Origin of the sequence: Streptomyces sp. NPDC006384, from assembly GCF_042870695.1 — a bacterium.
Taxonomy (GTDB): domain Bacteria; phylum Actinomycetota; class Actinomycetes; order Streptomycetales; family Streptomycetaceae; genus Streptomyces.
On sequence record NZ_JBIAHR010000014.1, the window covers coordinates 53,212 to 77,436 of the forward strand.

At 69.8% G+C, this 24,225-nt stretch carries 28 protein-coding genes and 4 tRNA genes; 17 read left to right on the forward strand and 15 right to left on the reverse strand.

The window, feature by feature from the left end:
- Nucleotides 1–15: 15 nt before the first annotated feature.
- The 9 genes from ACFYOJ_RS20390 to ACFYOJ_RS20430 all read right to left on the reverse strand — a co-directional run bounded on the left by ACFYOJ_RS20390 (nucleotide 16) and on the right by ACFYOJ_RS20430 (nucleotide 5,808).
- Entirely contained in the window at nucleotides 16–312 is a 297-nt protein-coding gene (locus tag ACFYOJ_RS20390; RefSeq protein ID WP_356552791.1) for a hypothetical protein, read from the reverse strand.
- A gap of 16 nt (nucleotides 313–328) precedes the next feature.
- The gene (locus tag ACFYOJ_RS20395; protein ID WP_356552789.1) at nucleotides 329–790 is read right to left on the reverse strand and encodes a hypothetical protein; all 462 of its coding nucleotides are present in this window, start codon (nucleotides 788–790) and stop codon (nucleotides 329–331) included.
- A 204-nt stretch (nucleotides 791–994) separates the two neighbouring features.
- Entirely contained in the window at nucleotides 995–3,121 is a 2,127-nt protein-coding gene (locus tag ACFYOJ_RS20400; protein ID WP_356552787.1) for an FtsK/SpoIIIE domain-containing protein, read from the reverse strand.
- A gap of 95 nt (nucleotides 3,122–3,216) precedes the next feature.
- A complete protein-coding gene (locus ACFYOJ_RS20405) occupies nucleotides 3,217–3,453 on the reverse strand; it encodes a hypothetical protein (protein WP_356552786.1) in 237 nt (78 codons plus the stop codon).
- 74 nt (nucleotides 3,454–3,527) lie between these two features.
- The gene (locus tag ACFYOJ_RS20410; protein WP_356552784.1) at nucleotides 3,528–3,845 is read right to left on the reverse strand and encodes a hypothetical protein; all 318 of its coding nucleotides are present in this window, start codon (nucleotides 3,843–3,845) and stop codon (nucleotides 3,528–3,530) included.
- A gap of 1 nt (nucleotide 3,846) precedes the next feature.
- Nucleotides 3,847–4,194 carry an RRQRL motif-containing zinc-binding protein gene (locus ACFYOJ_RS20415; protein WP_356552782.1) on the reverse strand — a complete coding sequence of 116 codons (348 nt, stop codon included), beginning with the start codon at nucleotides 4,192–4,194 and terminating at the stop codon, nucleotides 3,847–3,849.
- Nucleotides 4,194–5,099 carry a DUF2637 domain-containing protein gene (locus tag ACFYOJ_RS20420; RefSeq protein ID WP_356552781.1) on the reverse strand — a complete coding sequence of 302 codons (906 nt, stop codon included), beginning with the start codon at nucleotides 5,097–5,099 and terminating at the stop codon, nucleotides 4,194–4,196. The genes ACFYOJ_RS20415 and ACFYOJ_RS20420 overlap by 1 nt, the downstream gene beginning before the upstream one ends.
- Complete coding sequence (locus ACFYOJ_RS20425) at nucleotides 5,096–5,542, reverse strand: Pycsar system effector family protein (RefSeq protein WP_356552779.1); 447 nt, start codon at nucleotides 5,540–5,542, stop codon at nucleotides 5,096–5,098. The genes ACFYOJ_RS20420 and ACFYOJ_RS20425 overlap by 4 nt, the downstream gene beginning before the upstream one ends.
- A complete protein-coding gene (locus tag ACFYOJ_RS20430; protein WP_356552778.1) occupies nucleotides 5,539–5,808 on the reverse strand; it encodes a DUF6284 family protein in 270 nt (89 codons plus the stop codon). The genes ACFYOJ_RS20425 and ACFYOJ_RS20430 overlap by 4 nt, the downstream gene beginning before the upstream one ends.
- 788 nt (nucleotides 5,809–6,596) lie before the next feature.
- Here ACFYOJ_RS20430 and ACFYOJ_RS20435 point away from each other — a divergent pair.
- Nucleotides 6,597–7,604: an XRE family transcriptional regulator gene (locus ACFYOJ_RS20435; protein ID WP_356552874.1), complete on the forward strand. Its 1,008-nt coding sequence runs from the start codon at nucleotides 6,597–6,599 to the stop codon at nucleotides 7,602–7,604.
- Here the strand turns inward: ACFYOJ_RS20435 and ACFYOJ_RS20440 are convergent.
- Both ACFYOJ_RS20440 and ACFYOJ_RS20445 read right to left on the reverse strand, forming a co-directional pair.
- Nucleotides 7,588–8,376 carry an NUDIX domain-containing protein gene (locus tag ACFYOJ_RS20440; RefSeq protein WP_356552776.1) on the reverse strand — a complete coding sequence of 263 codons (789 nt, stop codon included), beginning with the start codon at nucleotides 8,374–8,376 and terminating at the stop codon, nucleotides 7,588–7,590. The two genes, ACFYOJ_RS20435 and ACFYOJ_RS20440, sit on opposite strands and share 17 nt — an antisense overlap.
- Before the next feature lie 49 nt (nucleotides 8,377–8,425).
- Nucleotides 8,426–10,537, reverse strand: coding sequence for a P-loop NTPase fold protein (locus tag ACFYOJ_RS20445; RefSeq protein WP_356552774.1), 2,112 nt, complete (start codon nucleotides 10,535–10,537; stop codon nucleotides 8,426–8,428).
- A gap of 115 nt (nucleotides 10,538–10,652) precedes the next feature.
- Between ACFYOJ_RS20445 and ACFYOJ_RS20450 the strand changes: the two genes are divergently transcribed.
- The 4 genes from ACFYOJ_RS20450 (at nucleotide 10,653) to ACFYOJ_RS20465 (ending at nucleotide 12,912) form a co-directional block, all read left to right on the forward strand.
- Nucleotides 10,653–10,756: transfer RNA gene (locus tag ACFYOJ_RS20450), tRNA-OTHER, on the forward strand.
- A gap of 242 nt (nucleotides 10,757–10,998) precedes the next feature.
- On the forward strand, nucleotides 10,999–11,727 hold the full coding sequence (locus ACFYOJ_RS20455) for a hypothetical protein (protein WP_356552773.1): 729 nt from the start codon (nucleotides 10,999–11,001) through the stop codon (nucleotides 11,725–11,727).
- A 10-nt stretch (nucleotides 11,728–11,737) separates the two neighbouring features.
- Nucleotides 11,738–12,223, forward strand: a complete 486-nt coding sequence (locus tag ACFYOJ_RS20460) for a phage holin family protein (protein ID WP_356552772.1) — start codon at nucleotides 11,738–11,740, stop codon at nucleotides 12,221–12,223.
- Nucleotides 12,199–12,912: a DUF3618 domain-containing protein gene (locus ACFYOJ_RS20465; protein WP_356552770.1), complete on the forward strand. Its 714-nt coding sequence runs from the start codon at nucleotides 12,199–12,201 to the stop codon at nucleotides 12,910–12,912. The genes ACFYOJ_RS20460 and ACFYOJ_RS20465 overlap by 25 nt, the downstream gene beginning before the upstream one ends.
- 118 nt (nucleotides 12,913–13,030) lie before the next feature.
- Here ACFYOJ_RS20465 and ACFYOJ_RS20470 read toward each other — a convergent pair whose 3' ends face one another.
- Together ACFYOJ_RS20470 and ACFYOJ_RS20475 are read right to left on the reverse strand one after the other, a co-directional pair.
- Entirely contained in the window at nucleotides 13,031–13,690 is a 660-nt protein-coding gene (locus tag ACFYOJ_RS20470; RefSeq protein WP_356552768.1) for an NAD(P)H-binding protein, read from the reverse strand.
- A 164-nt stretch (nucleotides 13,691–13,854) separates the two neighbouring features.
- Nucleotides 13,855–15,141 (reverse strand): hydrolase, encoded by a 1,287-nt coding sequence (locus ACFYOJ_RS20475; protein WP_356552767.1) that lies wholly within the window; start codon nucleotides 15,139–15,141, stop codon nucleotides 13,855–13,857.
- A gap of 236 nt (nucleotides 15,142–15,377) precedes the next feature.
- Between ACFYOJ_RS20475 and ACFYOJ_RS20480 the strand changes: the two genes are divergently transcribed.
- The 7 genes from ACFYOJ_RS20480 to ACFYOJ_RS20510 all read left to right on the forward strand — a co-directional run bounded on the left by ACFYOJ_RS20480 (nucleotide 15,378) and on the right by ACFYOJ_RS20510 (nucleotide 18,627).
- Nucleotides 15,378–15,450, forward strand: a tRNA-Thr gene (locus tag ACFYOJ_RS20480).
- A 46-nt stretch (nucleotides 15,451–15,496) separates the two neighbouring features.
- Nucleotides 15,497–15,569, forward strand: a tRNA-Met gene (locus ACFYOJ_RS20485).
- A gap of 88 nt (nucleotides 15,570–15,657) precedes the next feature.
- Nucleotides 15,658–15,822 (forward strand): 50S ribosomal protein L33, encoded by a 165-nt coding sequence (gene rpmG / locus ACFYOJ_RS20490; RefSeq protein WP_003948671.1) that lies wholly within the window; start codon nucleotides 15,658–15,660, stop codon nucleotides 15,820–15,822.
- A gap of 154 nt (nucleotides 15,823–15,976) precedes the next feature.
- Nucleotides 15,977–16,429 (forward strand): MaoC family dehydratase N-terminal domain-containing protein, encoded by a 453-nt coding sequence (locus tag ACFYOJ_RS20495; protein WP_356552765.1) that lies wholly within the window; start codon nucleotides 15,977–15,979, stop codon nucleotides 16,427–16,429.
- A gap of 7 nt (nucleotides 16,430–16,436) precedes the next feature.
- A complete protein-coding gene (locus tag ACFYOJ_RS20500) occupies nucleotides 16,437–16,877 on the forward strand; it encodes a MaoC family dehydratase (protein WP_356552763.1) in 441 nt (146 codons plus the stop codon).
- 252 nt (nucleotides 16,878–17,129) lie between these two features.
- Entirely contained in the window at nucleotides 17,130–17,507 is a 378-nt protein-coding gene (locus ACFYOJ_RS20505; RefSeq protein WP_356552873.1) for a DUF3291 domain-containing protein, read from the forward strand.
- Between the two features lie 64 nt (nucleotides 17,508–17,571).
- Nucleotides 17,572–18,627 carry a UDP-N-acetylmuramate dehydrogenase gene (locus tag ACFYOJ_RS20510; protein WP_356552762.1) on the forward strand — a complete coding sequence of 352 codons (1,056 nt, stop codon included), beginning with the start codon at nucleotides 17,572–17,574 and terminating at the stop codon, nucleotides 18,625–18,627.
- A gap of 57 nt (nucleotides 18,628–18,684) precedes the next feature.
- Here ACFYOJ_RS20510 and ACFYOJ_RS20515 read toward each other — a convergent pair whose 3' ends face one another.
- Nucleotides 18,685–19,719 carry an adenosine deaminase gene (locus ACFYOJ_RS20515; protein WP_356552760.1) on the reverse strand — a complete coding sequence of 345 codons (1,035 nt, stop codon included), beginning with the start codon at nucleotides 19,717–19,719 and terminating at the stop codon, nucleotides 18,685–18,687.
- A 125-nt stretch (nucleotides 19,720–19,844) separates the two neighbouring features.
- Nucleotides 19,845–21,071, reverse strand: a complete 1,227-nt coding sequence (locus ACFYOJ_RS20520; RefSeq protein ID WP_356552758.1) for a pyridoxal phosphate-dependent aminotransferase — start codon at nucleotides 21,069–21,071, stop codon at nucleotides 19,845–19,847.
- Between the two features lie 270 nt (nucleotides 21,072–21,341).
- Between ACFYOJ_RS20520 and ACFYOJ_RS20525 the strand changes: the two genes are divergently transcribed.
- The 5 genes from ACFYOJ_RS20525 to rplA all read left to right on the forward strand — a co-directional run bounded on the left by ACFYOJ_RS20525 (nucleotide 21,342) and on the right by rplA (nucleotide 24,222).
- Nucleotides 21,342–21,414 (forward strand) — tRNA-Trp (locus ACFYOJ_RS20525).
- A 108-nt stretch (nucleotides 21,415–21,522) separates the two neighbouring features.
- A complete protein-coding gene (gene secE, locus ACFYOJ_RS20530; RefSeq protein WP_356552756.1) occupies nucleotides 21,523–21,810 on the forward strand; it encodes a preprotein translocase subunit SecE in 288 nt (95 codons plus the stop codon).
- 80 nt (nucleotides 21,811–21,890) lie between these two features.
- Nucleotides 21,891–22,793, forward strand: coding sequence for a transcription termination/antitermination protein NusG (gene nusG, locus ACFYOJ_RS20535; RefSeq protein ID WP_356552755.1), 903 nt, complete (start codon nucleotides 21,891–21,893; stop codon nucleotides 22,791–22,793).
- A 182-nt stretch (nucleotides 22,794–22,975) separates the two neighbouring features.
- Nucleotides 22,976–23,410, forward strand: coding sequence for a 50S ribosomal protein L11 (gene rplK, locus ACFYOJ_RS20540; RefSeq protein ID WP_006130605.1), 435 nt, complete (start codon nucleotides 22,976–22,978; stop codon nucleotides 23,408–23,410).
- Between the two features lie 86 nt (nucleotides 23,411–23,496).
- Nucleotides 23,497–24,222: a 50S ribosomal protein L1 gene (rplA, locus tag ACFYOJ_RS20545; protein ID WP_356552753.1), complete on the forward strand. Its 726-nt coding sequence runs from the start codon at nucleotides 23,497–23,499 to the stop codon at nucleotides 24,220–24,222.
- Nucleotides 24,223–24,225 lie beyond the last annotated feature (3 nt).

Consider the following 24,225-nt stretch of genomic DNA (forward strand, 5'->3'; position numbering starts at 1 on the left):
CCGCCCTTGGCGTAGCTAGGGGTGCGCCCGGTGTGAGGGCGTGTCGGGGGTGAAGGTGATGGTCATGGCGCCGTCGGTGGGGTGCCAGCCGTGGACGTGGATGCGCTGTTCGTGGTGGGCCTGGTCGGTGCGGTCGCAGATCAGGCGGCCGTCGACGGTGAGGGTCCACGCGGGGGCGTCGCCGTAGGCGGTGGTCAGGTCCGCGAGGGCGTCGTCCCGGGTCGTGTAGTGGACGCCGTCTTCCTTGTCGGTGTTGCGGCATCCGCACAGGTCGCAGACGGCGACGATGCACGTGATCGTGGTGAGTGCCATGGCGGGTCCTCTCCGGTCAGCCGTGGAAGTGGTTGCGCTTGAAGACGGCCCGCCGGATGTTCACCGTGGTCCCGCCCTTGCGGCCGCTCGCGCTGAGCACCTGGACGGCGATCCAGCCGCCAAAGATGACGGCGGCGAGGATGATGAGCTGGCCGATGAACGCGGTCAGGGCGGCGATGAACGAGGTGAGCAGCAGCAGCCCGCCGCACACGGCGAGGAAGCCGACGCCCCCGAGGGCGACGTTCACCGCCGTCCGGGAGACGGCCGGCTTGGTGGTGACCGGCTCGGGCCGGGTGTGGTCGATGGCGTAGCCGGTGACGATGCGGCCGTCCGGGAGGACGATGCTCGCCACCGCCGGGACGCTCCCCGGCTGTACCGGCACGACCGGCGCCGACACCGGCACGGCGGGTGGCAACGGGGTCGGGTGGTGGACCTCCACGGCCCGCTGTGCGGGCACGCGCGGGGTGTCGGGGTACATGCGGAATCCCTTCCGGCAGTTGGCCAGGGAGGCAGAAGCACCCCCTGCCGGGGGTGCTGTGGAGGGGTGTTTCGGGGGTCTGACCTGCGGGCCTCCCTGCCTCCCTGGACGATCATTTGTGCAGGTCAGGGCGAGGGAGGCGGGGCAGGGAGGTGGTCAGGGAGTTCTCCCTGCCTCCCTGACCCGCCGGGGGTCGCTTCCCTGTCACTCGGAGGCGGAAGCGGAACCGTCGGTGTCGCGGTCGGCGAGGGCGCGGGCGACGCGGTCGCGGCCGACGACCATGCGGCCGTCGGACTTGTACGGCTCGGCGCCGGCGGCGTCCAGCACGCGCTTGAGGTCGATGAACGACCACCCGGCGTAGGCGTCCGCGTTCAGCGCGGCGAGCCGGGTGATGACCTCCTGCGTGCGCACCCGGGCGTCGTTGCCGATGACGGCGGCGATGTCGGCGAGCGGGTCGCGTTCCTCGCTGCGGTCGATGCTGTGCAGGGTGGTGACGCCGTCCCGCAGGGCCTTCGCTCGCTCGGTGATGGCCACAGCGGTTTCGTCGTCGATGTAGTGCGTGCGCACCGTGAGGGACGCCTGCCCGGCCGGGATCTCGATCCCGTCGGAGGCGACCACGAGGGTGCCCTTGTCCAGGCCCTGGCGCAGCAGGTGCGGGGCGGCGCCGCCGTCGACGGCCTTGTCCCCGAGGGCCATGCGGGCCTGCGACTCGGTGCCGAGGGCGAGGGAGGCGCGGGTGTGGGCGCCCTCGCGGACCAGCTTGGGAAGGTTCTGGTCGGTGGGGTCCTGCGTGCCCTCCCACAGCAGCACGTCGACCACGCGGCCCTGGTTGTGCACCTTGCGGACGGCCATGAAGTAGCGGGACGTGGCCTTGGAGCCGCCGTAGGGCCGGCTGTCCTCGTCCTTGACCGGGCACATGAACGCGACCTGTGCTTCGTCCACGATGCCGATCAGCGGGGTGAAGACCGCGCCCGGGTCGCGGCGGCGGACCTCGATGCGCCGGTTCATCTCGTCGACCAGGCCCTCGACCATCTCGGTGGCCTCGATCACCTGCTCATCGGCTGGGCCCTGGATGAGGACGGTGGCGAGGCCGTCGAACATGGCCCAGTCGCCGGCGCCCTTGAGGTCGGCGATCCGGAATTCCACCCGGCGGTCCAGGCAGGCCCACAGGGCGAGCGCCCGCAGCGCGGCCGTCTTGCCCTGGTTCGACAGGCCCGTGATCAGAAGGTGGCGCTGGTAGAGGCTGAGTGCGGCGGCGTCGCCGCGCAGGTCCTGCCCCCACGGGGCCTTGCCCTTGGCGTAGTCAGCGGTCAGCGTCTCGTCCGTGGCCAGCGGGGACGGGCCGATCGGCTCGTCCAGCGCACCCGAGTCGGCGATCCACAGCCGCACCGTCCGCGCCGCGGTCGGGATGGTGATGAACACCTCGTGTTCGTGCCGGGTCAGGTTCTCGGCGAGCTTGCGCCGCCGGTTCTGCACCTCGTTGGTCGACACCCCGGAGGGAAGGGTCACGTCGACCTCGACACCGCATCCGGCGATCCGGATCGGCCCCAGCATGCTCGCGCCGGCGTCGCCCATCTCCTTGATGGCGTTGCGCAGCGCCGGGACCCCGAGGTCGCGCAGGGCCTTGACCACGATCGACGGCGTGATCGGCTCCCCCTCACCGTTGCGCACGTTCGCGGGCAGCGCCCAGTTCGGGGCGGCCTGCTGGTTGCGGCCGACTGCCCACAGAGCGAGCAGCGCGAGGAACGGGCCGATCGTCAGCACCGGACCCCACACCACCTGCACGATCCGGATCAGCAGAGCAATGAAGTCGATTGTCGCCGACAGCGGCGTGATGACGTCCCCGGCCTGGCCGGAGTTGATGGCCATGACAACCCCGAGGGCGACCAGCACACCGATGCTCATGCCCGTGCCGACGGCGACGCCCTTGGCCGCGTCGACCGGGGAGTGGAGCAGGTCCATGCGGCGGTGGTGGCGGGCGGCGCGGAAGCGCTGCAACCGCTCTTCCCACTCCTCGGCCGCCTCCAGGTTCCCCGCCGCCTCGGCCGCGCGGATCATCCGCTCGTACCGGGCACCGGTCCGGCCGTCCCAAGCACGGCGGGCCACGATCCGCCCGCCGTTGAGGGTGTAGAGGCCATGCCGGGCCGTGGCCCGGACGGCCGTCTTCGTCCGCTCGTCGGTGGCGATCCGGCGCACGGCGCGGCCGGAGCGCACCCACAGCGGCACCGGCGTGGGCGGCGGCGGGTCGGGGACCACCGTCAGCGTGGTCACGGTCGCCGGTTCGGCGGGCGGGTCGGGGTTCTTGTGCAGGTGAACGACGTTCTCGGACATGCGGGAAGTTCTCCTGACTGCCCCGGAATCGGGGCCGGAAGCAGAGGGCGCCGGGCCCCGCCCGGCAGCGGCACGGGCGGGGTTCGGCGGATGGGTCAGGGAGTGGTGCGGGCGCGGTTCTCGGCGCGGCTGAGCTGGGACGGCTCGGTGCGCGGGCCGTCGGCCCAGCAGAACGGGCGGATGCCGTCGGCGGCCTGGAAGACCCGGACCGCAGCCCCGCCCGGGGCGTGGGGCAGCGGGTGGACGCGGCCCCCTTCCAGGGAGGCCAGCAGCCGGACCCCGTGGTGCTCGCACCCGTCGGCGCCGGCGCCGTGGCTGTCGAGCACGGTCACGGCGACAGGGCCGGTGCACCGGGTCGGGTCGTCCGGGTGCGCGGCGGGACACCGCCGGGCGGTCGGCCCCATGGTCACCACCACCCGGACGACTTCTTGGCCGCCTTCGCCTTCGCGGCCTCGCTCACGACCCGCTGCCGCTCCGCCGTGAGCGCGGCGATCTCCGCGACCAGCCGGGTCTCCGCCGCGTTCCAGGCGGTCTCCAGCTTGCGTTCCGCGCGGGCCGGGCTCTTGCCGCGCACGACCTTGTAGCCGCCACCGGCCAGACCGGCGATCACCGCGCGCCGCTCGCGGCCGTCCAGCGGCCACATCTCGCGGTTCTGCACGGCCGCGAGCTTGCGGTGCGCAAGCTGGATGGCGCGGTCCAGGCGGCGGGTGTCGGGCTTGCCCATGTCAGACACTCCTTCGGGAGTCGGAAGGTTCGGGGAAGGCGCAGGTCACGCACATGCCGAGCGAGGCGGGGATGACGTATCCCGCATCGCGGCGGCACTCGGGGCAGGTGCGGCGGGCCCGGTTCGCGGCGGCGAGCGCCGCCCACCTCGCCTCGGTCATCGGCCGGACCGGCTTGGCCAGGTCGACGCGGTAGAGGTAGGCGACCAGCGGCGGGCGCCGACGGCGCGGGCGTTCGAGTTGTGCGGCCACGTCCTGACCGCCGGGCCGCAGCCCGCGGGCACGCAACTGTCGGCGGGTGGCGTAGCCGTCCGGGGCCAGGCGCCACCGGAACACCGGCAGCGCCCCCATCACGCGGCCTCAGCCAGGGCGGCGCGTTCGGCGAGGATCGTGTCCCGCAGCGTCCGCGCGTTCGCCGGCGAGGTGCGCACCTCGCGGCGGATGCCCTCGGCGGTCACCTTCGCGTCCGGCCAGCCGGCCGTCACCCTGCGCGCCTCCGCGAGCAACTGTTCCGGGGTGCGCTTGGGGCGGGGCGACTTCGCCACCTCCGGAACACGCCCGGTGGCGCGGCGCGGCCTACTCGATTCGGCTGCCACCGCGCGCCGTCCGATCGGCTTGACCGGCGCCGCGGCGGGCGAGGCGATCGAGGGCACAGGCTTGGTGGGGAGAGCCGACTTCAGGAAGCCGACGGCCACCGGACGCGGCAGTGCCGTGACGTTCGGTGTGATCGGCTCGGGGGTCGATACCGCGAGGTCAGCCGTAGACCGTTTCGTATCGGTCTCGGTCGATTCCTCCGTATTCGCGACCGGTGTCGGGATCGGAGCGGGTCGGTGGTGGAGGACCTTGGCGACCAGGTCGGAACCGAAGTAGATCGACCCGACCGGCAGCGAGGTGGCCAGCAGCACGAGCGCCCAGTTCGCCGGGTCCCAGTCGGCCAGTCGTGACCAGTCGACCGTGCGGCCGTGCAGCTCGGGCACGAGCCCGTGCACGTAGTTCAGCACGAGCGAGGCGACCGTGTAGGCACCCAGCACCCGCAGCGCGAAGCGGCGGGCGTCGTCGGTGAGCACGAGGGTGGCGACCAGCGCGAGCGCCATCAGGCCGTCGACCACGAACGGGTACAGCATCGCCGCCGTGGCGTCCGCGCCGACCGCGCCGGCGATGTCCCGCAGCGCGTTCCAGGAGACCCGGAACGCCATGGCGACCACGGCGACCAGCGCGAGCACGAGGGCGGCACGGCCCTTGCGGTGAAGGCTCATGCCGCACCCCCGACGGTGAGCAGGGCAGCGAGGATGAGCAGGGCGCCGCCGGTCATGGTCAGGTCGACCGCGCGGCGCAGGCAGGTGAACTTCTTGACCGCGAGCCGGGACAGTCCGGCGATGTCGGCGGCCAGGTCCGCGGTGACGGCCGCGCCGATCTGCTCGGCAGTGAGGGTGGCCCACAGGGGGAAGCCGTGCCGACCGCCCAGGTTCGGGCGCACCGAGCGCAGCAGCAGACCGGCCGCACCGACCAGCAGAGCCAGCCCGGTACCGCCCGCGACGTAGGCGGGGGCGGTCAGGGGCAGGTCGCGGGCGACTGACCACGTTCCGGCGAGCACCGCGCCGACGAACGCCAGCAGCAGCGCCGTCTTGGTGTCCGTCCGCGCGATCTCCGCCTTCACCTCGGCGTGCGCGGCGGTCAGGTTCCGGTCGGTGGCACTCACGCGGCACCCCCGGGAAGGCTCGCACCGGCCGCGGCGTTGAGCAGGGCGACGCGGGCGGCGAGCGCGCGGCGGCGGGCTCGGCGGATGCGGCGGGCGTCCAGCTCGGTCGGCGTGCGGTCGAGGGTGACGATGTGCGCGTCCAGCAGGTCGACGTCCGCCAGGATGACGGGCATCTCCCGCTCGATCGCGTCCAGCTCCGCAGCCGTCGGCTCCATGAAGTCCGCGAACGCCGTAACAGCGTCCTGAACAGTGACGATGACGTTCATTGGGTCGTGTTCCTCTCACAGACGGGAACGGCCCGAACAGCGCCCTCGGAGTAGCCGCTCCGGGGGCGCGCGCCGTTGAAGTCGGGACATCCGGCTCCCCGCGCTCCCGCCCGTACGTCCTCACGCAGCGCGCGGAACGGACGGGCGGGAGAGGCAACCGGCCGCAGCGTCAGCGCCGCGAACCAGAACGGACCGAACTACCGAAGGCGCCGCCGGCCGGTCCGAACGGGCGGCGCCTGATATGTCGTCGGTACACACCGACCTCCCGCGTTCGCAGGGACATCAAGGGAGCGCGGCGACCTGCCGCGCGGTCCGTCTTTTCGACTCGGGGAGACGGGGCCCACCTATGCAGTTCTCAAAGAGCTGTCGCTTCCTTCGAGCCCGTTTCACGGAGCCCTCCGGGCGTTGCCATGCACCTGATTCCAGGACCAGCCCGTAATCTGGTGCGCACCAGTAGAGTGCATCTGGTGCGCACCAGTGTCAAGGTGGTTCGCTGAATCGGGTGGCGGCTTGACCGCTGTGGTGCATCTCCAGAAGACCTCTGGAGGCATGGGTGCCGGTAGCCAACAGGGCTTAACTTCCGTCCTGTTAAGCCCTGTTGACCTGCGGCAATGTGCGACATGCTGGCAAGGTGGCGCGAGGAAACCAACGCCGGGAGGTGGTCCGTGAGTACGGGACTTCGACGCGCGCGAACGGCACGCGGGTGGTCGCAAGAACGGCTGGTTCGCGAGATCGAACAGTTCGCCCGACGGAATCTCACGGACGTTGCGTCGACCGCGAGTCTGCGGGTGTACGTGTCCGAGTGGGAGAACGGCAAGCGCACCATCTCCGACCGGTACGCGCGTGTCCTGCGGCAGCTCCTCGGCGTCACGGACGGGGAACTGCGGGACAGCGATCCGGCGCCGACGGCACCGACCGCAGACGGCTACGACGACCTTCTGAGCCGGATCGACTCGGCCAGCAGCGTCAGCGAGTCCATGGTGAAGACGTTCAACGACCAGACCGAGCTACTGCGCACCATGGACCGTCAGAGGGGTGCTGCGGCACTGGTCGACCAGATGACCGGCCACCTTGCCGCCCTGGAAGACGCGCTCAACTTTGCCGTGCTGCCTGCCACGCGTCGGCCCGTGGCGCTCGCGCTCGCCGGTGCGTCGACCCTGGCCGCGTGGCAGGCGATCGACTCGGGGGCGATCGAGCGAGCGTGGCGGCACTACGAACTCGCGAAGCGCGCGGCGCGCGACGCTGAGGCACCCATGTACCTGGCTCACGCCATGGGAGAGCAGGCGTACGTGCTCTGCGAGGCGGGACGGCCGGCGCTCGCCGTCGACCTCGTGCGCGACGCGCGGCGCATCGTCGGGCAGTCCGGTTCCGCTCGGCTTCGGGCATGGCTGCACGCCGCGGAAGCGGAGATGTGCGCGCACGCCGGAATGCCGGACGACTGCCGACGGGCGCTGGACGCCGCCTTTGCCGTGATTCCGCCGGGCCCCGAGGACCGGGACCCGGACATGCTGAGCATCTTCCTGAACGGTGCCCACCTCACCCGGTGGCAGGGCAACGTGCTCGCCTTACTCGGGGAGGAGTCGGCGGTCACCAGCCTCTACGGCGCGCTTGAGGTCATGGACCCGACCTTCGTGCGCGCCCGGGCCGGACTGCACGCCGACCTGGCCCAGGCGCATCTCATCCGAGCTGAGTACGACGACGCCGGCACGCACCTGCGGCAGGCTCGCCTGTTGGCGAGCCGGACCGGTTCGGTCCGGCAGCGCCGCCGCGTCGACATGCTCAGCGCGCGGCTGTGACCCCTGGCGCGCGCCGATTGGCCAGGATGTGCAGCAGGGCAACGAGGGTGCCGGACCCCATCAGCTCACCGCGGGCCATGAGCCCGGGGATGTCCGCGAGAGGGACCCACTCGATGTGGCCGGCTTCCTCCAAGTCGGTCGGTTCACCGACTCTCTCCGCCCCGTGGCCGACGAAGATTTCGTGGGGTGAGTCGACCATGCCGACCATGGGCTGATAGCTCACGACGTGCTCCAGCGTCTTCGGGCGCCATCCGGTCTCTTCGACCACTTCCCGCAACGCCGTGTCCGCCGGTTCCTCGCCGGGGTCAACGATTCCGCCCGGGAGCTCCCAGCCGAACTGTTGGGGTACAAACCGGTACCGCCACATCATGAGAACGCGGTCTTGGTCGTCCAAAACCGCAGTGATGGCTACATGATGCAGCTTTACTACGTGATGCTCGAATGACTGCATGCCGGGCGGCTCTACATTCCATAGTTGAAGTTTCACCCAGCGATTATTGTAAAGGTCACGCTCGCCATGGATGCGCCACGGTTCTACCCCTTCTGGCGGCCTAATGCTAACTGCCCCTGGCGCCCGGTATGAACTCCGGCCGCGAACTTCTAGAGCTCCTTCGGCAACAAGGCGAGCAAGCACCTGTCGAAGAGCTGTCCGGCCGATGCCGAGTTCCTCAACCAACGTGCGTTCTGAAGGAAGCTTTTCGCCCGGAGCGTATTCGCCGGAGGCAAGCCGCGAGCGAAGCAACTCGTAGACTTTAGTTGTCTTCGGTCCCACCGTAGAGCCCTCTCCATCCAGGTCTAGCTCAGTTTTCTGGCTCGTCTGCTTAGCTCTCGCTTGAGACGCTTTGCTGTTCGTGTCGCGCTCTCAAGAAAGCCAACGCCAGCGCCCTGCGGTTTTCCATTGTGTCGGTGTAGTAGTGTCGACGGATCGCTGTATCAGCAGCTTCTATTTCGCTCCTCAAGGTGCTGTAAAAATACTCCATACCTACTACCTCATCGAGCGTGTCGAAATCTAGGTCAGAGAGTGAGGCAGTATCGCCGCTTATGGCGACAGAGATGTTCCTGGCGGCAAAATCTAGAGGATTCCAAGAGCCATCCATGAGAGCATGTTTCAGTCTTGGATCAACGATCTCTTTTCCTGCTGTAACCCGCCAATGGTAGACGTGCCTGAAGTCGTGGGTTGATACGGAAGCGAGGTCACGCTCCATCAGTGCGGTTACTCGCTGTTCCAAGATACGCGAGGTGCTGGTGTGCAGTATTTGAAAATTACTTGTACTGTCATCCTGCAGACGTTGCACTACGTTAGATGCAAGTATGGCACCGTGAGAGTGGGAGTCCATCTCGCCAACCACTTCCTCGATCCTTGATGGTGTCATCTTGGATGCTGCGACTTCGGCAGCGCTTTCCAGGTTCAGCAAAGGGCTGCCGTCGAGTGAAAAGATGGCATGGTCTGTGTCGGCGTATATTTCCGCGAACATTGGCAAAAGCTCAGCGCAGGCGTCACCATAGCCAGGGAGAATGTGCTTTAGCTTGCGGCAGACACGTGATGTACTGCTGAGAAGTGCTGAGCGGATGACGTCCAATGTTTCAGGGTCATGCCTGTCGTTGAGAGCAATCACTAGCTCTCGGAGTGCGGTGTCGGAAACATCGTCACCTGGTACTCCGAAGTTAAAATATCGATCGAAGTAATCACGACTTCCTACGCCGCGACGCAGAGAATGATCTCGGTGTGGGCCAATAGATCCGTCGGATGACCGTATGTTCGGAAAGAGGTTTTTCAATAGTTCATACAGGCCCGGTATGTCAGATTGTTGGACGTGCGCTCCCATTAGCATCTCATGCCAGCGCCGCTGTTTATCTTCAGCTTTTTCTCTTCTTGTGATCGAGTACGCTCCGGGTTCGCCTAGTAGTTCACTTCGCCAAGAACCTACTAGGTGTTTGTAGACGTCTGGCTCGAAAGTTCTAATGAAAGTGATTAGGGTGAAGTCAATGAAATTAACCTCCTCGTGAAGGGTTTCGTAAAGCGCGTCCACCTGGGCAAAGTACCGGTTGATCGAGCGCGGAGTTGTCAGGATGTTCTTCATGTGCTCCCTGAACACGCGCGCGAAGAGTTCATTGTCCTCCTCGTTGGAGTCGATGTTGTATCGGCTCATTACCTCGGACATGGCTTTGTTTACTAGGTCTGCTTGTTGCTGTGGTCGCATAGCTGGCACATCGAAGCGGACCTGAATGATCTTCTCCATGTACTCCCGGGCCCGCTCTCTGCTCCCAGATGCGATATCGGTTTGCTGAATTACGTCAAGTAGTGTCCTCTCGTCGTAGGAAAGCAAGTAGTAGACATTCGGTAGACGCCCCACTAGCCGCACGAGCTTGAATACCATGAGTAGTTCATCTGGTGTCAGTCTGTCGAGGTCGTCCATCACGAAAAGGATGGGTTTTTCTAGCTCGTCAAGTTTTTCCTCAGCTTTCTCTTTGAGCGCATTAGCGCTGACGTCGCCGGCGATCCATTGGCCAAAAGCCTCAAGGGCTGAACTGGCATCGACGCCCGCCAGGCCATTTACCTTACCCGCTGGGGAGATGGCAGTGAAAAAGTTACCGAAGCGCTCTCTCGTGCGATTCCATTTGGCGTCGGATGGGAGTGCTTCCCTTAGTGCGACGAAGAAACCCAACTGGAGTGCTTCGACATCACTGTAGAGCCACGGATTAAGGTCTACAACTGTCCAGGGCGTAGCCTCATGCTCCTTCAGCCCTTCCACAATCATTGCCAGGGTTGTAGATTTTCCAGCTCCCCAGGGGGCAATCAACCCCGCTACGCTACTTTTACTTTGTCGCCTAACCTCTGACAAAGCGCGCACAGTCCGCTCTGCGAACTGTCGGCGCTCCAGTGCGTCGTTGTTGGGGTCTGGATCGTCGCGAAAGTAGCTGCGCTGGCTCATGCGCCGAGCGTAGCGGCGGCGTCGAGCAGTCGTCCGTGCAACCAACGCGGAGCCGAGTGGGATCGACGGCAGATGGCCTGCCCAGTGGACGGGCACCGCCATGGGGTGTGCGTGGGGTGGCTTCGTTGGCCCGAAGAAAGACAGAGGTCACAGGGCCTCCACGGGCGGACTGTAAATCTGCCGGCTCAGCCTTCCCAGGTTCGAATCCTGGCGCCGCCACACGGGAACAAAGGGCCCGTGACCTGTTGAACAACAGGTCACGGGCCCTTTGTCGTGCCTGCCGTCGGCGGCCCCGTACGCCTCTCTTCCGTCGACCGCCGACGGCGCCGGGGCCGTGTCCGGCGGTGCATGTCCCGGTGGCGCGTTTTTCATGTCCGGGCAGGGGGACCCGATGCGCGTCGGAAGTGCACATATGGGGCGTTTGCGGCTTATGCGTCTCTTTGATTTCAGCAGGAGGAGCCTTGAGCGACTTCCAGCGCACAGACCGCCCGGGGGACAGCAGGGCGGCGGCAGTGGCAGGGACGGCCCAGCAGAAGGCGGGCGAGAGCGCCGGACTCGTGGGCGACAAGGCCACCGAGGTGGTGGGTACCGCGAAGGAGCAGGCGTCGCACACCGCGGACGAGGCCGTCGCCCAGGCGCGTGATCTCGCACAGGAGGTGCGCACCCAGCTCCAGGAGCAGGCGCAGACCCAGACGCGCCGTCTGGCGGAGAACGTACGCCGGCTCGCCGGGGAGCTGCAGGACATGGGCCGGCACGGCAAGCCGGGCTCCAGCGCCGCCGGCGTGGTGCAGTACCTCGCGGACGGCGGTCACAAGGCGGCGTCCCGGCTGGAGGAGCGCGGGCCGGACGGTCTGGTCGACGACCTCCGGGACTTCGCGCGGCGCCGCCCGGGCGTCTTCCTGGCCGGGGCGGCGCTGGCCGGGTTCGCCGTCGCGCGGGCCGGCAAGGGAGTGAGCGCGGCCGGCTCGGGACCGGGCGCCGCCGGGTCGGCACGGGACGGCGCGACCACCGCGCCCGCCGGGCCGGACGCGCTCGGTGGCGGCGCTCCCGCAGCTCCCGCAGCCCCCACCGCGTACGGCGAGGACCCGCTGGACACCTACGGGCAGTCACAGCCGTCGCACTACACCCCCGGCGGCGGCCGGGGCGCCACGGCACCGGCGGCGCGGACCGATCCGCGCCGGACGACCTGAGGAGCTGAGCGTGGCCACAGCGTACCGAGGACCCAGCACGGGCGAAGCGGCTCCGTTCCCGCCCCCGCCACCCGCACCACCGCCCCCCACGTACGACGCCTCCACGCACGGCATGCGGGAGACGGCCTCGGTCGGGGACCTGATCGGGGAGATCAGTTCCGACTTCTCCCACCTCGTCCGTGACGAGATCGAGCTGGCCAAGGCAGAGATCAAGCAGGAGAGCGCCAAGGCGGGCAAGGCCGCCGGCATGCTCGGCGGCGCCGGTTACGCCGGGCACGTCGTCGTGCTCTTCGGCAGTCTCACCGTCGTCTTCGCGCTCGCCAACGTGATGGACCCCGCCTGGGCGGCGCTCATCGTGACGGCACTGTGGGCCGTGGTCGGCGCGGTGCTCTACGTCATCGGCCGCAAGCGGCTGAAGGCGGTCAACGTCAAGCCCGAACAGACCATGGAGACCCTCAAGGAGGACGCCCGATGGGCACGACACCCGAGGAGCTGAGGACCGACGTCGAACGCCGGCGCGCTCACCTGTCCCACAACGTCGACCTCCTGGCCGAGAGGGTGGCGCCCCGGAAGGTGGCCAGGCGCAAGGCCGGAGCCGCCCGCAACCGGCTGACCGGCATCAAGGAGAGCGTGATGGGCACAGCGCAGAACGCCGCCGGAAGCGTGTCGGACACGGCGCGCGGCGTGACGGAGAGCACCGGCCAGGCGGCACACGGCCTGGCGGACACCACCGGCCACGCGGCCGGGCAGGCCGCCGGCGCCGCCAGGGAGACCGCCGGACAGGTCGGTGAGGCCCTGCAGCAGACGCCGGAGCAGGTCAGGCGTCAGACGCAGGGCAGCCCGCTGGCGGCCGGCCTCATCGCCTTCGGCGCGGGCATGCTGGCCGCCGCGCTGCTGCCCGCCACGGAGGTGGAGGAGCGGGCGGGACAGCAACTGCGGGACCACTCGGAGGAGTTGCTGGAACCGGTGCAGCGTCAGGCCAAGCAGGCCGCGCAGCAGGTCAAGGAGGAACTGCGCGAACCCGCCACCGGCGCGGTGGAGTCGGTCAGGTCCACCGCGAGGGAGGCCGCGCAGACCACCAAGGGCCAGGCGCAGTCCGCCGGACAGGACACCGTCCAGGGCCTGCGGGAGGCCGGTCAGGACACGGTGGACGAGGCCCGCGGCCAGTCCGGGCGCGGGAACTGACGCACCGCTCCGGGCACGGGAACTGACGCACCGCCGGCTCGCCTGTACCGACGGCCCGGGGCACGCGGCCCCGGGCCTCGCCGGACCGCCGCCTCGCCGGAGCTGAGACCGCGCGCCCTCAGTTCCCGGCCACCGACTTCACCGCGACCGACACCGGTGCCGAACCGCTGATCAGCTCCAGCGTCAGGCCGGCCGTCGCCGGCGTGTCGACGAGCTCCGCCAGTACGGCGGCCACGTCGTCGCGGGGGACCGGGCCGCGTCCGGTACGGGCCTCCAGGCGCACCCGGCCGGTGCCGGCGTCGTCCGTCAGCTGCCCGGGCCGCAGGATCGTCCAGTCCAGCGCGTCGCCCAGCGAGCGCACGTACGCGTCGGCCTCGCCCTTGGCACGCAGGTAGACGTCGAAGATCTCGTCGCCCGCGTGCGCCGGGTCGGCGCCCATGGAGGACACGATCAGGAAGCGCCGTACGCCCGCGCGGACGGCCGCGTCGGCGAAGAGCACCGCCGCCGCCTTGTCCACCGTGTCCTTGCGGGCCGCACCGCTGCCCGGTCCCGCGCCGGCCGCGAAGACCGCCGCGTCCGCGCCCCGCAGCCGCTCGGCGACCTCCTCGACCGACGCCGACTCCAGGTCGAGCACGACCGGTTCGGCGCCGGCCGCCCGCAGATCGCCGGCCTGCTCGGCCTTGCGGATGATGCCCGCCACCTCGTCACCGCGCGCGGCGAGCAGACGCTCCAGCCGCAGCGCGATCTGTCCATGACCACCAGCGATGACAATGCGCATGCCTTCGACCGTACGCCCCGACGGCCGCCCCCGCCGCACGACTTCGGCCCCGCCCCGCACCCACACCCTCGCCCCCGCCGGTCACGCCCTGCGCCCCACCCGCGCAGCCCGCCCCTGACATCCGCCGCGCAAGGACAGCACTCACCCCCACCAGCCCACCCGCCCTACCCCGCCCCCTCCGGCCCCCCGCGCCCCTGCCGCGGCAGCCCCGGATCCGTCGCCGTCACCGTCGCCGCCGGATCGCCGTACTCCCGTACCGCGCTGGTGCGCGCCACCACGCGCCCCCGGTGGATCACGATCCGGCTGTACGCCAGGGACAGGGCCCCCGCCAGCCCGTCCCCGCGCACCGCGAGGAGCTCGGCCGGGAAGCCCGCCTCCACCCGCACCTCGGGCAGGCCGAGGGCCGCCCGCGCCGCCGTGCTCACCGCGTCGTACGCCTCCCCGGCACCCAGCCCGTGATGGGCGGCCAGCAGGTACGCCGCCTCCAGGGGATCGCCGCGCCCGACCGGGGTGCACACGTCCCGCAGCGCGCCGCTCCCCGCGGCGAGCCGCACCCCGGCCGCGCGCAGCAGCCGTACCGGGGCGGTGCCGCGGACCGGCCCGCGGCGGTCCACCGCGCCGCAGGCACCCTGCGGCAGGCACACCACCGACACTCCGGCGGCCGCGAGCCGGTCCGCGGTACGGGCGACCACGTCCGCGGGCAACCGGCCCAGGGCGTCGCAGGGCCCCACGGCCACGCCGGGACGCAGTCCGCCCGCCATCGCCGCCAGCCGGGCCAGCCGCGCCGGATCGGCGGCGTCCGTGTGCAGGTCGACGGGGCAGCCGTGCTCGGCGGCGACCTCCAGGACCGCCTCCACGTACCCCGCCGGATCGGGGTCCAGGTCCGGGCACCCGCCGACCACGTCCGCGCCCATCTTGACCGCGTCCCGCAGCATCGCCAGCCCGTCCGCCCCGGCCGCCCCGGTCAGCACCCTCGGCATCGCCACCGCCGTCAGTTCGGCCAGCCCGCGCAGCGAGCGCCGGGCGCGCAGCACGGCGGTCAGGGCGTCCAGCCCCGGCACGTCCCCCACCCGCACGTGGGCCCGCAACGCGGTCGCCCCGTGGGCCAGTTGCAGCAGGGCGGCCTCGGTGACCCGGCGCCGGACGTCCTGCGGATCGTCGGAGACGGGCCCGGGGACGTCCGCGGTCAGCGCCGTGTCGATGTGCGCGTGGGGTTCGGCGGGGGCGGGGAGCAGCAGGTAGCCGGAGAGGTCCACCCGAGTGCCGGGACCGGACGCGCGGGCCGGCGTCAGACTGCCCGCCGTGCCGACCGCCTCGATGCGCCCGCCGTGCAGCCGTACGTCCACGGTCCGGCCGTCGGTGAGACGCGCTCCGGACAGCAGCAGGGGCGGAGGGCCGGCCGGCCCCGCGGAGGAGGCCGAGCGGTGCGGCTGTGGCTGGCTGTCGGGCATCGCGCTCCTCTGGGCTCGGGACTGCGCAGTGGGGACGCATGATCACGCAGAGTGAGACGAGCCTAGGACGGTGTTCCGGCCACGACGCGCAGGAGGGCAATAGTCGTACCGGTGCGGTGCGCCGTGGCCGTACCGGCGAGGCGGGCCGTGTGCGGGGCCGCGGGACGGGCCGGCGCAGGGATGGGCGAAACGGATTTGGGCGAACGGCGGGCGACCGTGTAATGTCTTCCTCGCTCGCCCCAATAGCTCAGTCGGCAGAGCGTCTCCATGGTAAGGAGAAGGTCAACGGTTCGATTCCGTTTTGGGGCTCTGGTGTGAGAGGTTCCCGCCGCAAGGCGGGGCCCGATCGCATCACAGCGGTGTAGCTCAGTCGGTAGAGCAAGCGGCTCATAATCGCTGTGTCACCGGTTCAAGTCCGGTCACCGCTACTCTCAGTAGCCGATTGCGGGGTCGGTCCTTCAATCGGCTACTCTTTCCTGCGTAATAGCATCAATCCGTTCGTCAAGGAGCACTCACGTGGCTGCCACCGACGTCCGCCCGAAGATCACGCTGGCCTGCGTGGAGTGCAAGGAGCGGAACTACATCACCAAGAAGAACCGGCGTAACAACCCGGACCGACTGGAGATGAAGAAGCACTGCCCGCGTTGCAACGCGCACACCGCGCACCGCGAAACGCGATAAAACAGGCTCGTACGCGAGGCCGTCCCCGTAGCTTGGGGACGGCCTCGCGTCGTTGTGTCCGCGGGGCGTCCGCGGACAGTGGCAGCCCCGGCCGGGCCTCGGCCGGGTCCCGGCCGAGCAGTGGCCACAGACATCAGCAGGAGGTTGCGAGCCCATGGCGCTCGACCAGTCGTTCGTGGGGCGGACCTATCCGCCCACCGCGCCCTACGAGGTGGGCCGGGAGAAGATCCGCGAGTTCGCGGAGGCCGTGGGGGACGCCAACCCGGCGTACACGGACACGGAAGCCGCAAAGGCGCTCGGGCACCCCGACGTGATCGCACCGCCCACCTTCGTGTTCTCCATCACGTTCAAGGCGGCGAGCCAGGTGATCGCCGACCCGCAGCTCGGTCTGGACTACAGCCGGGTGGTGCACGGCGACCAGAAGTTCGCCTACGTCCGTCCCGTCCGCGCCGGCGACCGGCTCACCGTCACCTCGACCATCGAGGCGATCAGGTCGATGGCCGGCAACGACATCCTGGACGTCCGCGGTGAGGTCCACGACGAGGCCGGCGAGCACGTCGTCACCGCCTGGACCAAGCTCGTGGCCCGCGCGGCCGAGGAGGCGTGAGCACCCCATGACGCATTCCCCGACGGCGAAGATCGCGTACAGCGACGTGGAGGTGGGCACCGAGCTGCCCGCGCAGTCCTTCCCCGTGGACCGCGCCGCACTGGTGCGCTACGCGGGCGCCTCCGGCGACTTCAACCCGATCCACTGGAACGAGAGGTTCGCCAAGGAGGTCGGCCTGCCGGACGTCATCGCGCACGGCATGTTCACCATGGCCGAGGCGATCCGTGTGGTCACCGACTGGACCGGCGACCCGGGTTCGGTCGTCGAGTACGGCGTCCGCTTCACCCGGCCCGTCGTCGTCCCCGACGACGACAAGGGTGCCCTGATCGAGGTCAGCGGCAAGGTCGCGGCCAAGCTCGACGACAACACCGTCCGCGTCGACCTGACGGTCACCAGTGCCGGACAGAAGGTGCTGGGCATGTCCCGGGCGGTCGTGCGGCTGGCCTGACGGCCCGCGGCGCAAGGGGCGTTCCTCCGGGGAGGCGCGCCCCTCGTGCGTCTCCCCGGTCCGCCGACGCTTGACGCAGTCGAGTCCACGCAGCGGGGGGACGGCCTGAGCCCCTCGTCACCACCGCCCTGCCCTCGATCCGCGAGGACCCCGGAGGTGAGCTGCACGATCTCGATGGGCATGCTCGGCTCGATCCTCCTGCTCGCCCAGTACCTGCAGAACGTACCCGGCTACACGCCCACCGAGGCGGGCCTGCCCACCCTGCCCTGGACCGTGCCGAACCCGCCGCCGGGAACGGAGGTACACGTCTTCGCCTCCCGCTTCGAGACGCGCACCCTGTGGGGAGCGCTGAGGTTCCTGGCCAGCACGCCGGGCGTGTGGCGGCAGCTGAGGACCGCGCCCGGCGCGTACGGCGCCTCCCTCAAGGCCGAACCTCTCAAGCGGACCTTCTGGACCCTGTCCGCCTGGGAGTCCCCGGCGGCCCTCAAGACCTTCGCCCGCTCCGGAACCCACGCGCCCGCCTCCCGCGGACTCTCCGCCCACATGCGGGACTCGGCGTTCGCCTCCTGGCAGGTGTCGAGCGACGACCTGCCGGTGGACTGGGCCGAAGCACGAGAACGCCTGTCCTGACCGGAGGACGCCCCGGCCGACCGGCCGGGGCGTTCCGGCAGCGCCGTCTCGTAGTCTTGGGCCCGTGCAGGAACTCCACGACGCCCCCCTCGCCCCGCTGACCACCTTCCGGCTGGGCGGCCCCGCGACCCGCCTGATCACGGCCACCACCGACGCCGAGGTGATCGCCGCCGTCCGCGAGGCCGACGACACCGGCACACCCCTGCTGCTCATCGGCGGCGGCTCCAACCTGGTCATCGGCGACAAGGGCTTCGACGGCACCGCCCTGCACATCGCCACCCGCGGCCTCTCCCTAGACGGCACGACGCTCGAGCTCGCCGCCGGCGAGATCTGGACCGACGCCGTCGCCCGCACCGTCGAGGCCGGACTCGCCGGCGTCGAGTGCCTGGCCGGCATCCCCGGCTCGGCGGGCGCCACGCCCATCCAGAACGTCGGCGCGTACGGCCAGGAGGTCTCCTCCACGATCACCGAGGTGATCGCCTACGACCGCAGGAACCGCGAGACGGTCACCCTCACCAACGCCGACTGCGCCTTCTCCTACCGCCACAGCCGCTTCAAGGCCGAACCCGAGCGGTACGCCGTCCTCCGCGTCCGCTTCGCCCTGGAGGACGCCGACGGCCTCTCCGCGCCGCTGCGCTACGCCGAGACGGCCCGCGCCCTGGGCGTGGAACCCGGCGACCGGGTACCGCTGGCCACCGCCCGCGAGACAGTGCTGAAGCTGCGCGCCGGCAAGGGCATGGTCCTGGACCCCGAGGACCACGACACCTGGTCGGCCGGGTCGTTCTTCACCAACCCGGTCCTCACCGACGAGGAGTTCGCCGCCTTCCGCGCCCGCGTGGCCGAGCGTCTGGGCGACGCCGCGGAACCGCCCGCCTTCCCCGCGGGCGAGGGCCGCGTCAAGACCTCCGCCGCCTGGCTGATCGACAAGGCCGGCTTCACCAAGGGGTACGGCACGGGCCCCGCCCGCATCTCCACCAAGCACACCCTCGCCCTCACCAACCGCGGCGAGGCGACCACGGAGGACCTGCTCGCCCTGGCCCGCGAGGTCGTCGCCGGCGTCCACGAGGCCTTCGGCATCACACTGGTCAACGAACCGGTGACGGTCGGCGTCAGCCTGTAGCGACCCGGTGGCGCCGGGTCCGGCGTCTCCCCCCGCCCGAGCGCCGCGGGCATCCGCTCACCCCCCGTGCAGCCACGAGTCCACCCCCGCCAGCAGCCCCGCCTTCACCCCCTCCGGCGCGGCCGATCCCCGTACCGACTGCCGGGCCAGCTCCGCCAGTTCCGCGTCCGTGAAGCCGTGGTGCTCGCGCGCGAACTCGTACTGCGCCGCCAGCCGCGACCCGAACAGCAGCGGATCGTCCGCCCCCAGCGCCATCGGCACCCCCGCCTCGAACAGCCTCCGCAGCGGCACGTCCTCCGGCTTCTCGTACACCCCCAGCGCCACGTTCGACGCCGGGCACACCTCGCACGTCACCTGCCGGTCGGCGAGCCGCTTCAGCAGCCGCGGATCCTCCGCCGCCCGCACGCCGTGCCCGATCCGGTCGGCCTCCAGGTCGTCCAGGCAGTCCCGCACCGACGCCGGCCCGGCCAGCTCGCCCCCGTGCGGCGCCGACAGCAGTCCGCCCTCCCGCGCGATCGCGAACGCCCGGTCGAAGTCCCGCGCCATGCCCCGCCGCTCGTCGTTGGACAGCCCGAAGCCGACCACGCCCCGGTCCGCGTACCGCACCGCCAGCCGGGCCAGCGTCCGCGCGTCCAGCGGATGCTTCATCCGGTTCGCGGCAACCAGCACCCGCATGCCGATCCCGGTGTCCCGCACGGTCGTCTCCACCGCGTCCAGGATGATCTCCAGCGCCGGGATCAGCCCGCCCAGCCGCGGTGCGTACGACGTCGGATCGACCTGGATCTCCAGCCACCCGGACCCGTCCCGCAGGTCCTCCTCCGCGGCCTCCCGGACCAGCCGCTGGATGTCCTCCGGCTCCTGCAGACACGACCGCGCCGCGTCGTACAGCCGCTGGAAGCGGAACCAGCCCCGCTCGTCCGTCGCCCGCAGCTGCGGCGACCCACCGGTGCTCAGCGCCTCGGTGAGGGACTCGGGCAGCCGCACGCCGTGCTTGTCGGCCAGTTCCAGCAAGGTGGCGGGCCGCATCGACCCGGTGAAGTGCAGATGCAGATGGGCCTTCGGCAGGGCAGAGAGATCACGTACACGCTCCATCAGTCGATCCTGCCGCACGACACACCCGGCCCGACAGCGCTTTCCCCGTACGGGAGCTTGCCCGCACAAACGAACAGGGCGCCCCGTGACCTCACGGGGCGCCCTGCGGAGAGCGGGGGAGGGGATCAGGCCTTGGCCTCCGCCAGCAGCTTCTGGATCCGGCTCACGCCCTCGACGAGGTCCTCGTCCCCGAGCGCGTACGACAGCCGCAGGTACCCGGGCGTGCCGAACGCCTCACCCGGCACCACCGCGACCTCGGCCTCCTCCAGGATCAGCGCGGCCAGCTCCACCGTGTCCTGCGGACGCCTGCCGCGGATCTCCCTGCCGAGCAGCCCCTTCACCGACGGATAGGCGTAGAAGGCGCCCTCCGGCTCCGGGCACAGCACGCCGTCGATCTCGTTGAGCATCCGCACGATCGTCCTGCGGCGCCGGTCGAACGCCTCCCGCATCCTCGCCACGGCGTCCAGGTCGCCGGAGACTGCTGCCAGCGCCGCCGCCTGGGCCACGTTGGACACGTTGGACGTGGCGTGCGACTGGAGGTTCGTCGCGGCCTTGACCACGTCCTTCGGGCCGATGACCCACCCGACGCGCCAGCCGGTCATCGCGTACGTCTTGGCGACGCCGTTGACCACGATGCACTTGTCGCGCAGCTCGGGCAGGATCGCCGGCATGGACACCGAGGCGGCGTCGCCGTAGACGAGGTGCTCGTAGATCTCGTCGGTGAGCACCCACAGCCCGTGCTCGACGGCCCACCTGCCGATCGCCTCGGTCTCGGCCTCGCTGTACACGGCGCCCGTCGGGTTGGACGGCGACACGAACAGGACGACCTTGGTCCGCTCGGTGCGCGCGGCCTCCAGCTGCTCCACGCTCACCCGGTAGCCGGTCGTCTCGTCGGCGACCACCTCGACGGGGACACCGCCGGCCAGCCGGATCGACTCCGGGTACGTCGTCCAGTACGGGGCCGGGACGATGACCTCGTCGCCCGGGTCGAGGATCGCGGCGAACGCCTCGTAGATGGCCTGCTTGCCGCCGTTGGTGACCAGGATCTGCGACGCGTCGACCTCGTAGCCGGAGTCGCGCAGCGTCTTCGCGGCGATCGCGGCCTTCAGCTCGGGCAGACCGCCGGCCGGCGTGTAGCGGTGGAACTTCGGGTTCTTGCAGGCCTCGATCGCGGCCTCGACGATGTAGTCCGGAGTCGGGAAGTCGGGCTCACCGGCGCCGAAGCCGATCACCGGCCGCCCGGCGGCCTTGAGGGCCTTCGCCTTGGCGTCCACGGCGAGGGTGGCGGACTCGGAGATCGCGCCGACTCGGGCGGAGACCCGGCGCTCGGTGGGAGGGGTTGCAGCGCTCATGGGGCCCATCGTTCCAGACCGGAAACCTCACCGGCACACGGGTTTCACGGACTGAACAGGACCGGGCGCGGGCCTGAACACCAGTCCGCATCCCCCGTGCGGCCTGGGTGATCTTCGGCCGGCCACCGCCCGCCGCACACCCCGCGGACGCTTTCTGTTCGACGCCCGGCCCGCGAGCACGTACACTCTCACCTCGTTGGCCTTCAGCGGCCCGCGCTCACTCGATGCCCACGGGCATCCGGGCGGATGCGGTACGTTGGGGACACACAAAGGGTCGTAGCTCAATTGGTAGAGCACTGGTCTCCAAAACCAGCGGTTGGGGGTTCAAGTCCCTCCGGCCCTGCTACACACACCTTCGCCAGGATGTGTGCGCATGTACGTACAGCAATGCAACGCCGTGCGGCTCAGACCGGGCGCGGCACGGCCACGACCCGGAATCAGGTGAGGACGAGTGACGGACGCCGTGGGCTCCATCGACATGCCTGATGCCCAGGACGAGGCCGCGGACTCCAGCAAGAAGCCCCGCAAGGGCGGCAAGCGCGCCAAGAAGGGCCCGCTGAAGCGTCTCGCGCTCTTCTACCGCCAGATCGTCGCGGAGCTGCGCAAGGTCGTCTGGCCGAGCCGCAGCCAGTTGTCGACGTACACCGCCGTGGTGATCATCTTCGTGGTCATCATGATCGGCCTGGTGACTCTGATTGACTATGGCTTCTCCAACGCGGCCAAGTACGTCTTCGGCTGAGCCGAGAGCGAAGGGCGCCGAGGTACCCGGCGCCCCTTTCGCGTGTTCCACCCCTATGTATCCAGGAAGAAGCAGCCACCGTGTCTGACCCGAACGTGAACGACGCCGTTGAGCCTCGCGGGGAGGCTGTCGAGTCCGTCGAGGACGAGCTCGGCATTGTCGAGGGCGCGGACAACGAGGACACCGAGACCTCCGCCGAGGTCGAGGCTGCCGATACCGCCGTCGTCGCCGACGAGGACGAGGCCGCGGAGATCCACGCCGAGGACGAGGCCGCCGAGGCCGCGGAGGCCAAGACCGCAGAGGTTCTCGACGAAGCGGAGACCGAGGAAGCCGAGGAGGCGGAGGCCGCCGAGCCCGAGCCGCAGCTCGACCCGGTCGAGAAGCTCCGCCAGGAGCTGCGCGCCCTGCCCGGCGAGTGGTACGTCATCCACACCTACGCCGGTTACGAGAACCGCGTGAAGACCAACCTCGAGCAGCGCGCCGTCTCGCTCAACGTCGAGGAGTACATCTTCCAGGCCGAGGTGCCGCAGGAAGAGGTCGTCCAGATCAAGAACGGCGACCGCAAGACGATCAAGCAGAACAAGCTGCCGGGCTACGTCCTGGTCCGCATGGACCTGACCAACGAGTCCTGGGGCGTCGTCCGCAACACCCCCGGCGTCACCGGCTTCGTGGGCAACGCCTACGACCCGTACCCGCTGACGCTGGACGAGATCGTCAAGATGCTCGCCCCCGAGGCCGAGGAGAAGGCCGCCCGCGAGGCCGCCGAGGCCGAGGGCAAGCCGGCCCCGCAGCGCAAGGTCGAGGTCCAGGTCCTGGACTTCGAGGTCGGCGACTCGGTCACCGTCACCGACGGCCCGTTCGCCACGCTGCAGGCCACGATCAACGAGATCAACGCCGACTCGAAGAAGGTCAAGGGCCTCGTCGAGATCTTCGGCCGCGAGACCCCGGTCGAGCTGAGCTTCGACCAGATCCAGAAGAACTAGTACCTCTCACCCGGTACCCCTCTGGACACACCGCTTCCGGACAGGTCAGGCGAACGCTCACGCGTCGTCTGACCTGCTCGGTTTTTGGCCGCGCATCCATACCCGTTATCGTTGTGCGGTATGCCTGTCTCCGGGTCGCTCCGGATGCGGGCAGGACCCGAATCGAAAGGACCCGGAGAGCTATGCCTCCCAAGAAGAAGAAGGTCACGGGGCTCATCAAGCTCCAGATCCAGGCCGGTGCCGCGAACCCGGCCCCGCCGGTCGGCCCCGCGCTGGGTCAGCACGGCGTCAACATCATGGAGTTCTGCAAGGCCTACAACGCCGCGACCGAGTCGCAGCGTGGCTGGGTCATCCCGGTGGAGATCACGGTCTACGAGGACCGCTCCTTCACCTTCATCACCAAGACGCCGCCGGCCGCGAAGATGATCCTCAAGGCCGCGGGCGTGGAGAAGGGCTCCGGCGAGCCGCACAAGACCAAGGTCGCGAAGATCACGCGTGACCAGGTCCGCGAGATCGCCACCACCAAGATGCCCGACCTCAACGCCAACGACCTGGACGCCGCCGAGAAGATCATCGCCGGCACCGCCCGTTCCATGGGCGTCACGGTCGAGGGCTGACCTCCACCCCCCGTCAAGCCAACGCAGAAGTGTGGAAGGGCCTGCTCGGCCCGGACCACGACTCCTAAGAAGCCACAGGAGCAGTAGTGAGCAAGCGCAGCAAGTCTCTCCGCGCTGCGGACGCCAAGATCGACCGGGACAGGCTCTACGCCCCGCTCGAGGCCGTCCGTCTCGCCAAGGAGACCTCCACGACCAAGTTCGACGGCACCGTCGAGGTCGCCTTCCGCCTGGGTGTCGACCCGCGCAAGGCCGACCAGATGGTCCGTGGCACCGTGAACCTCCCGCACGGCACCGGTAAGACCGCCCGGGTCCTGGTCTTCGCGACCGGTGACCGTGCCGAGGCCGCGCGTGCCGCGGGCGCCGACATCGTCGGCGCCGACGAGCTGATCGACGAGGTGTCGAAGGGCCGTCTGGACTTCGACGCCGTCGTCGCCACCCCGGACCTCATGGGCAAGGTCGGCCGCCTCGGCCGCGTGCTCGGTCCCCGTGGTCTGATGCCGAACCCGAAGACCGGCACCGTGACCCCGGACGTCGCCAAGGCTGTCAACGACATCAAGGGCGGCAAGATCGAGTTCCGCGTCGACAAGCACTCGAACCTGCACTTCATCATCGGCAAGACGTCGTTCGACGACACCCAGCTGGTGGAGAACTACGGCGCGGCCCTGGAGGAGATCCTCCGTCTGAAGCCGTCCGCCGCCAAGGGCCGGTACATCAAGAAGGCCGCCATCAGCACCACGATGGGCCCCGGCATCCCGGTCGACTCCAACCGCACCCGCAACCTCCTCGTCGAGGAGGACCCGGCCGCGGTCTGAGCC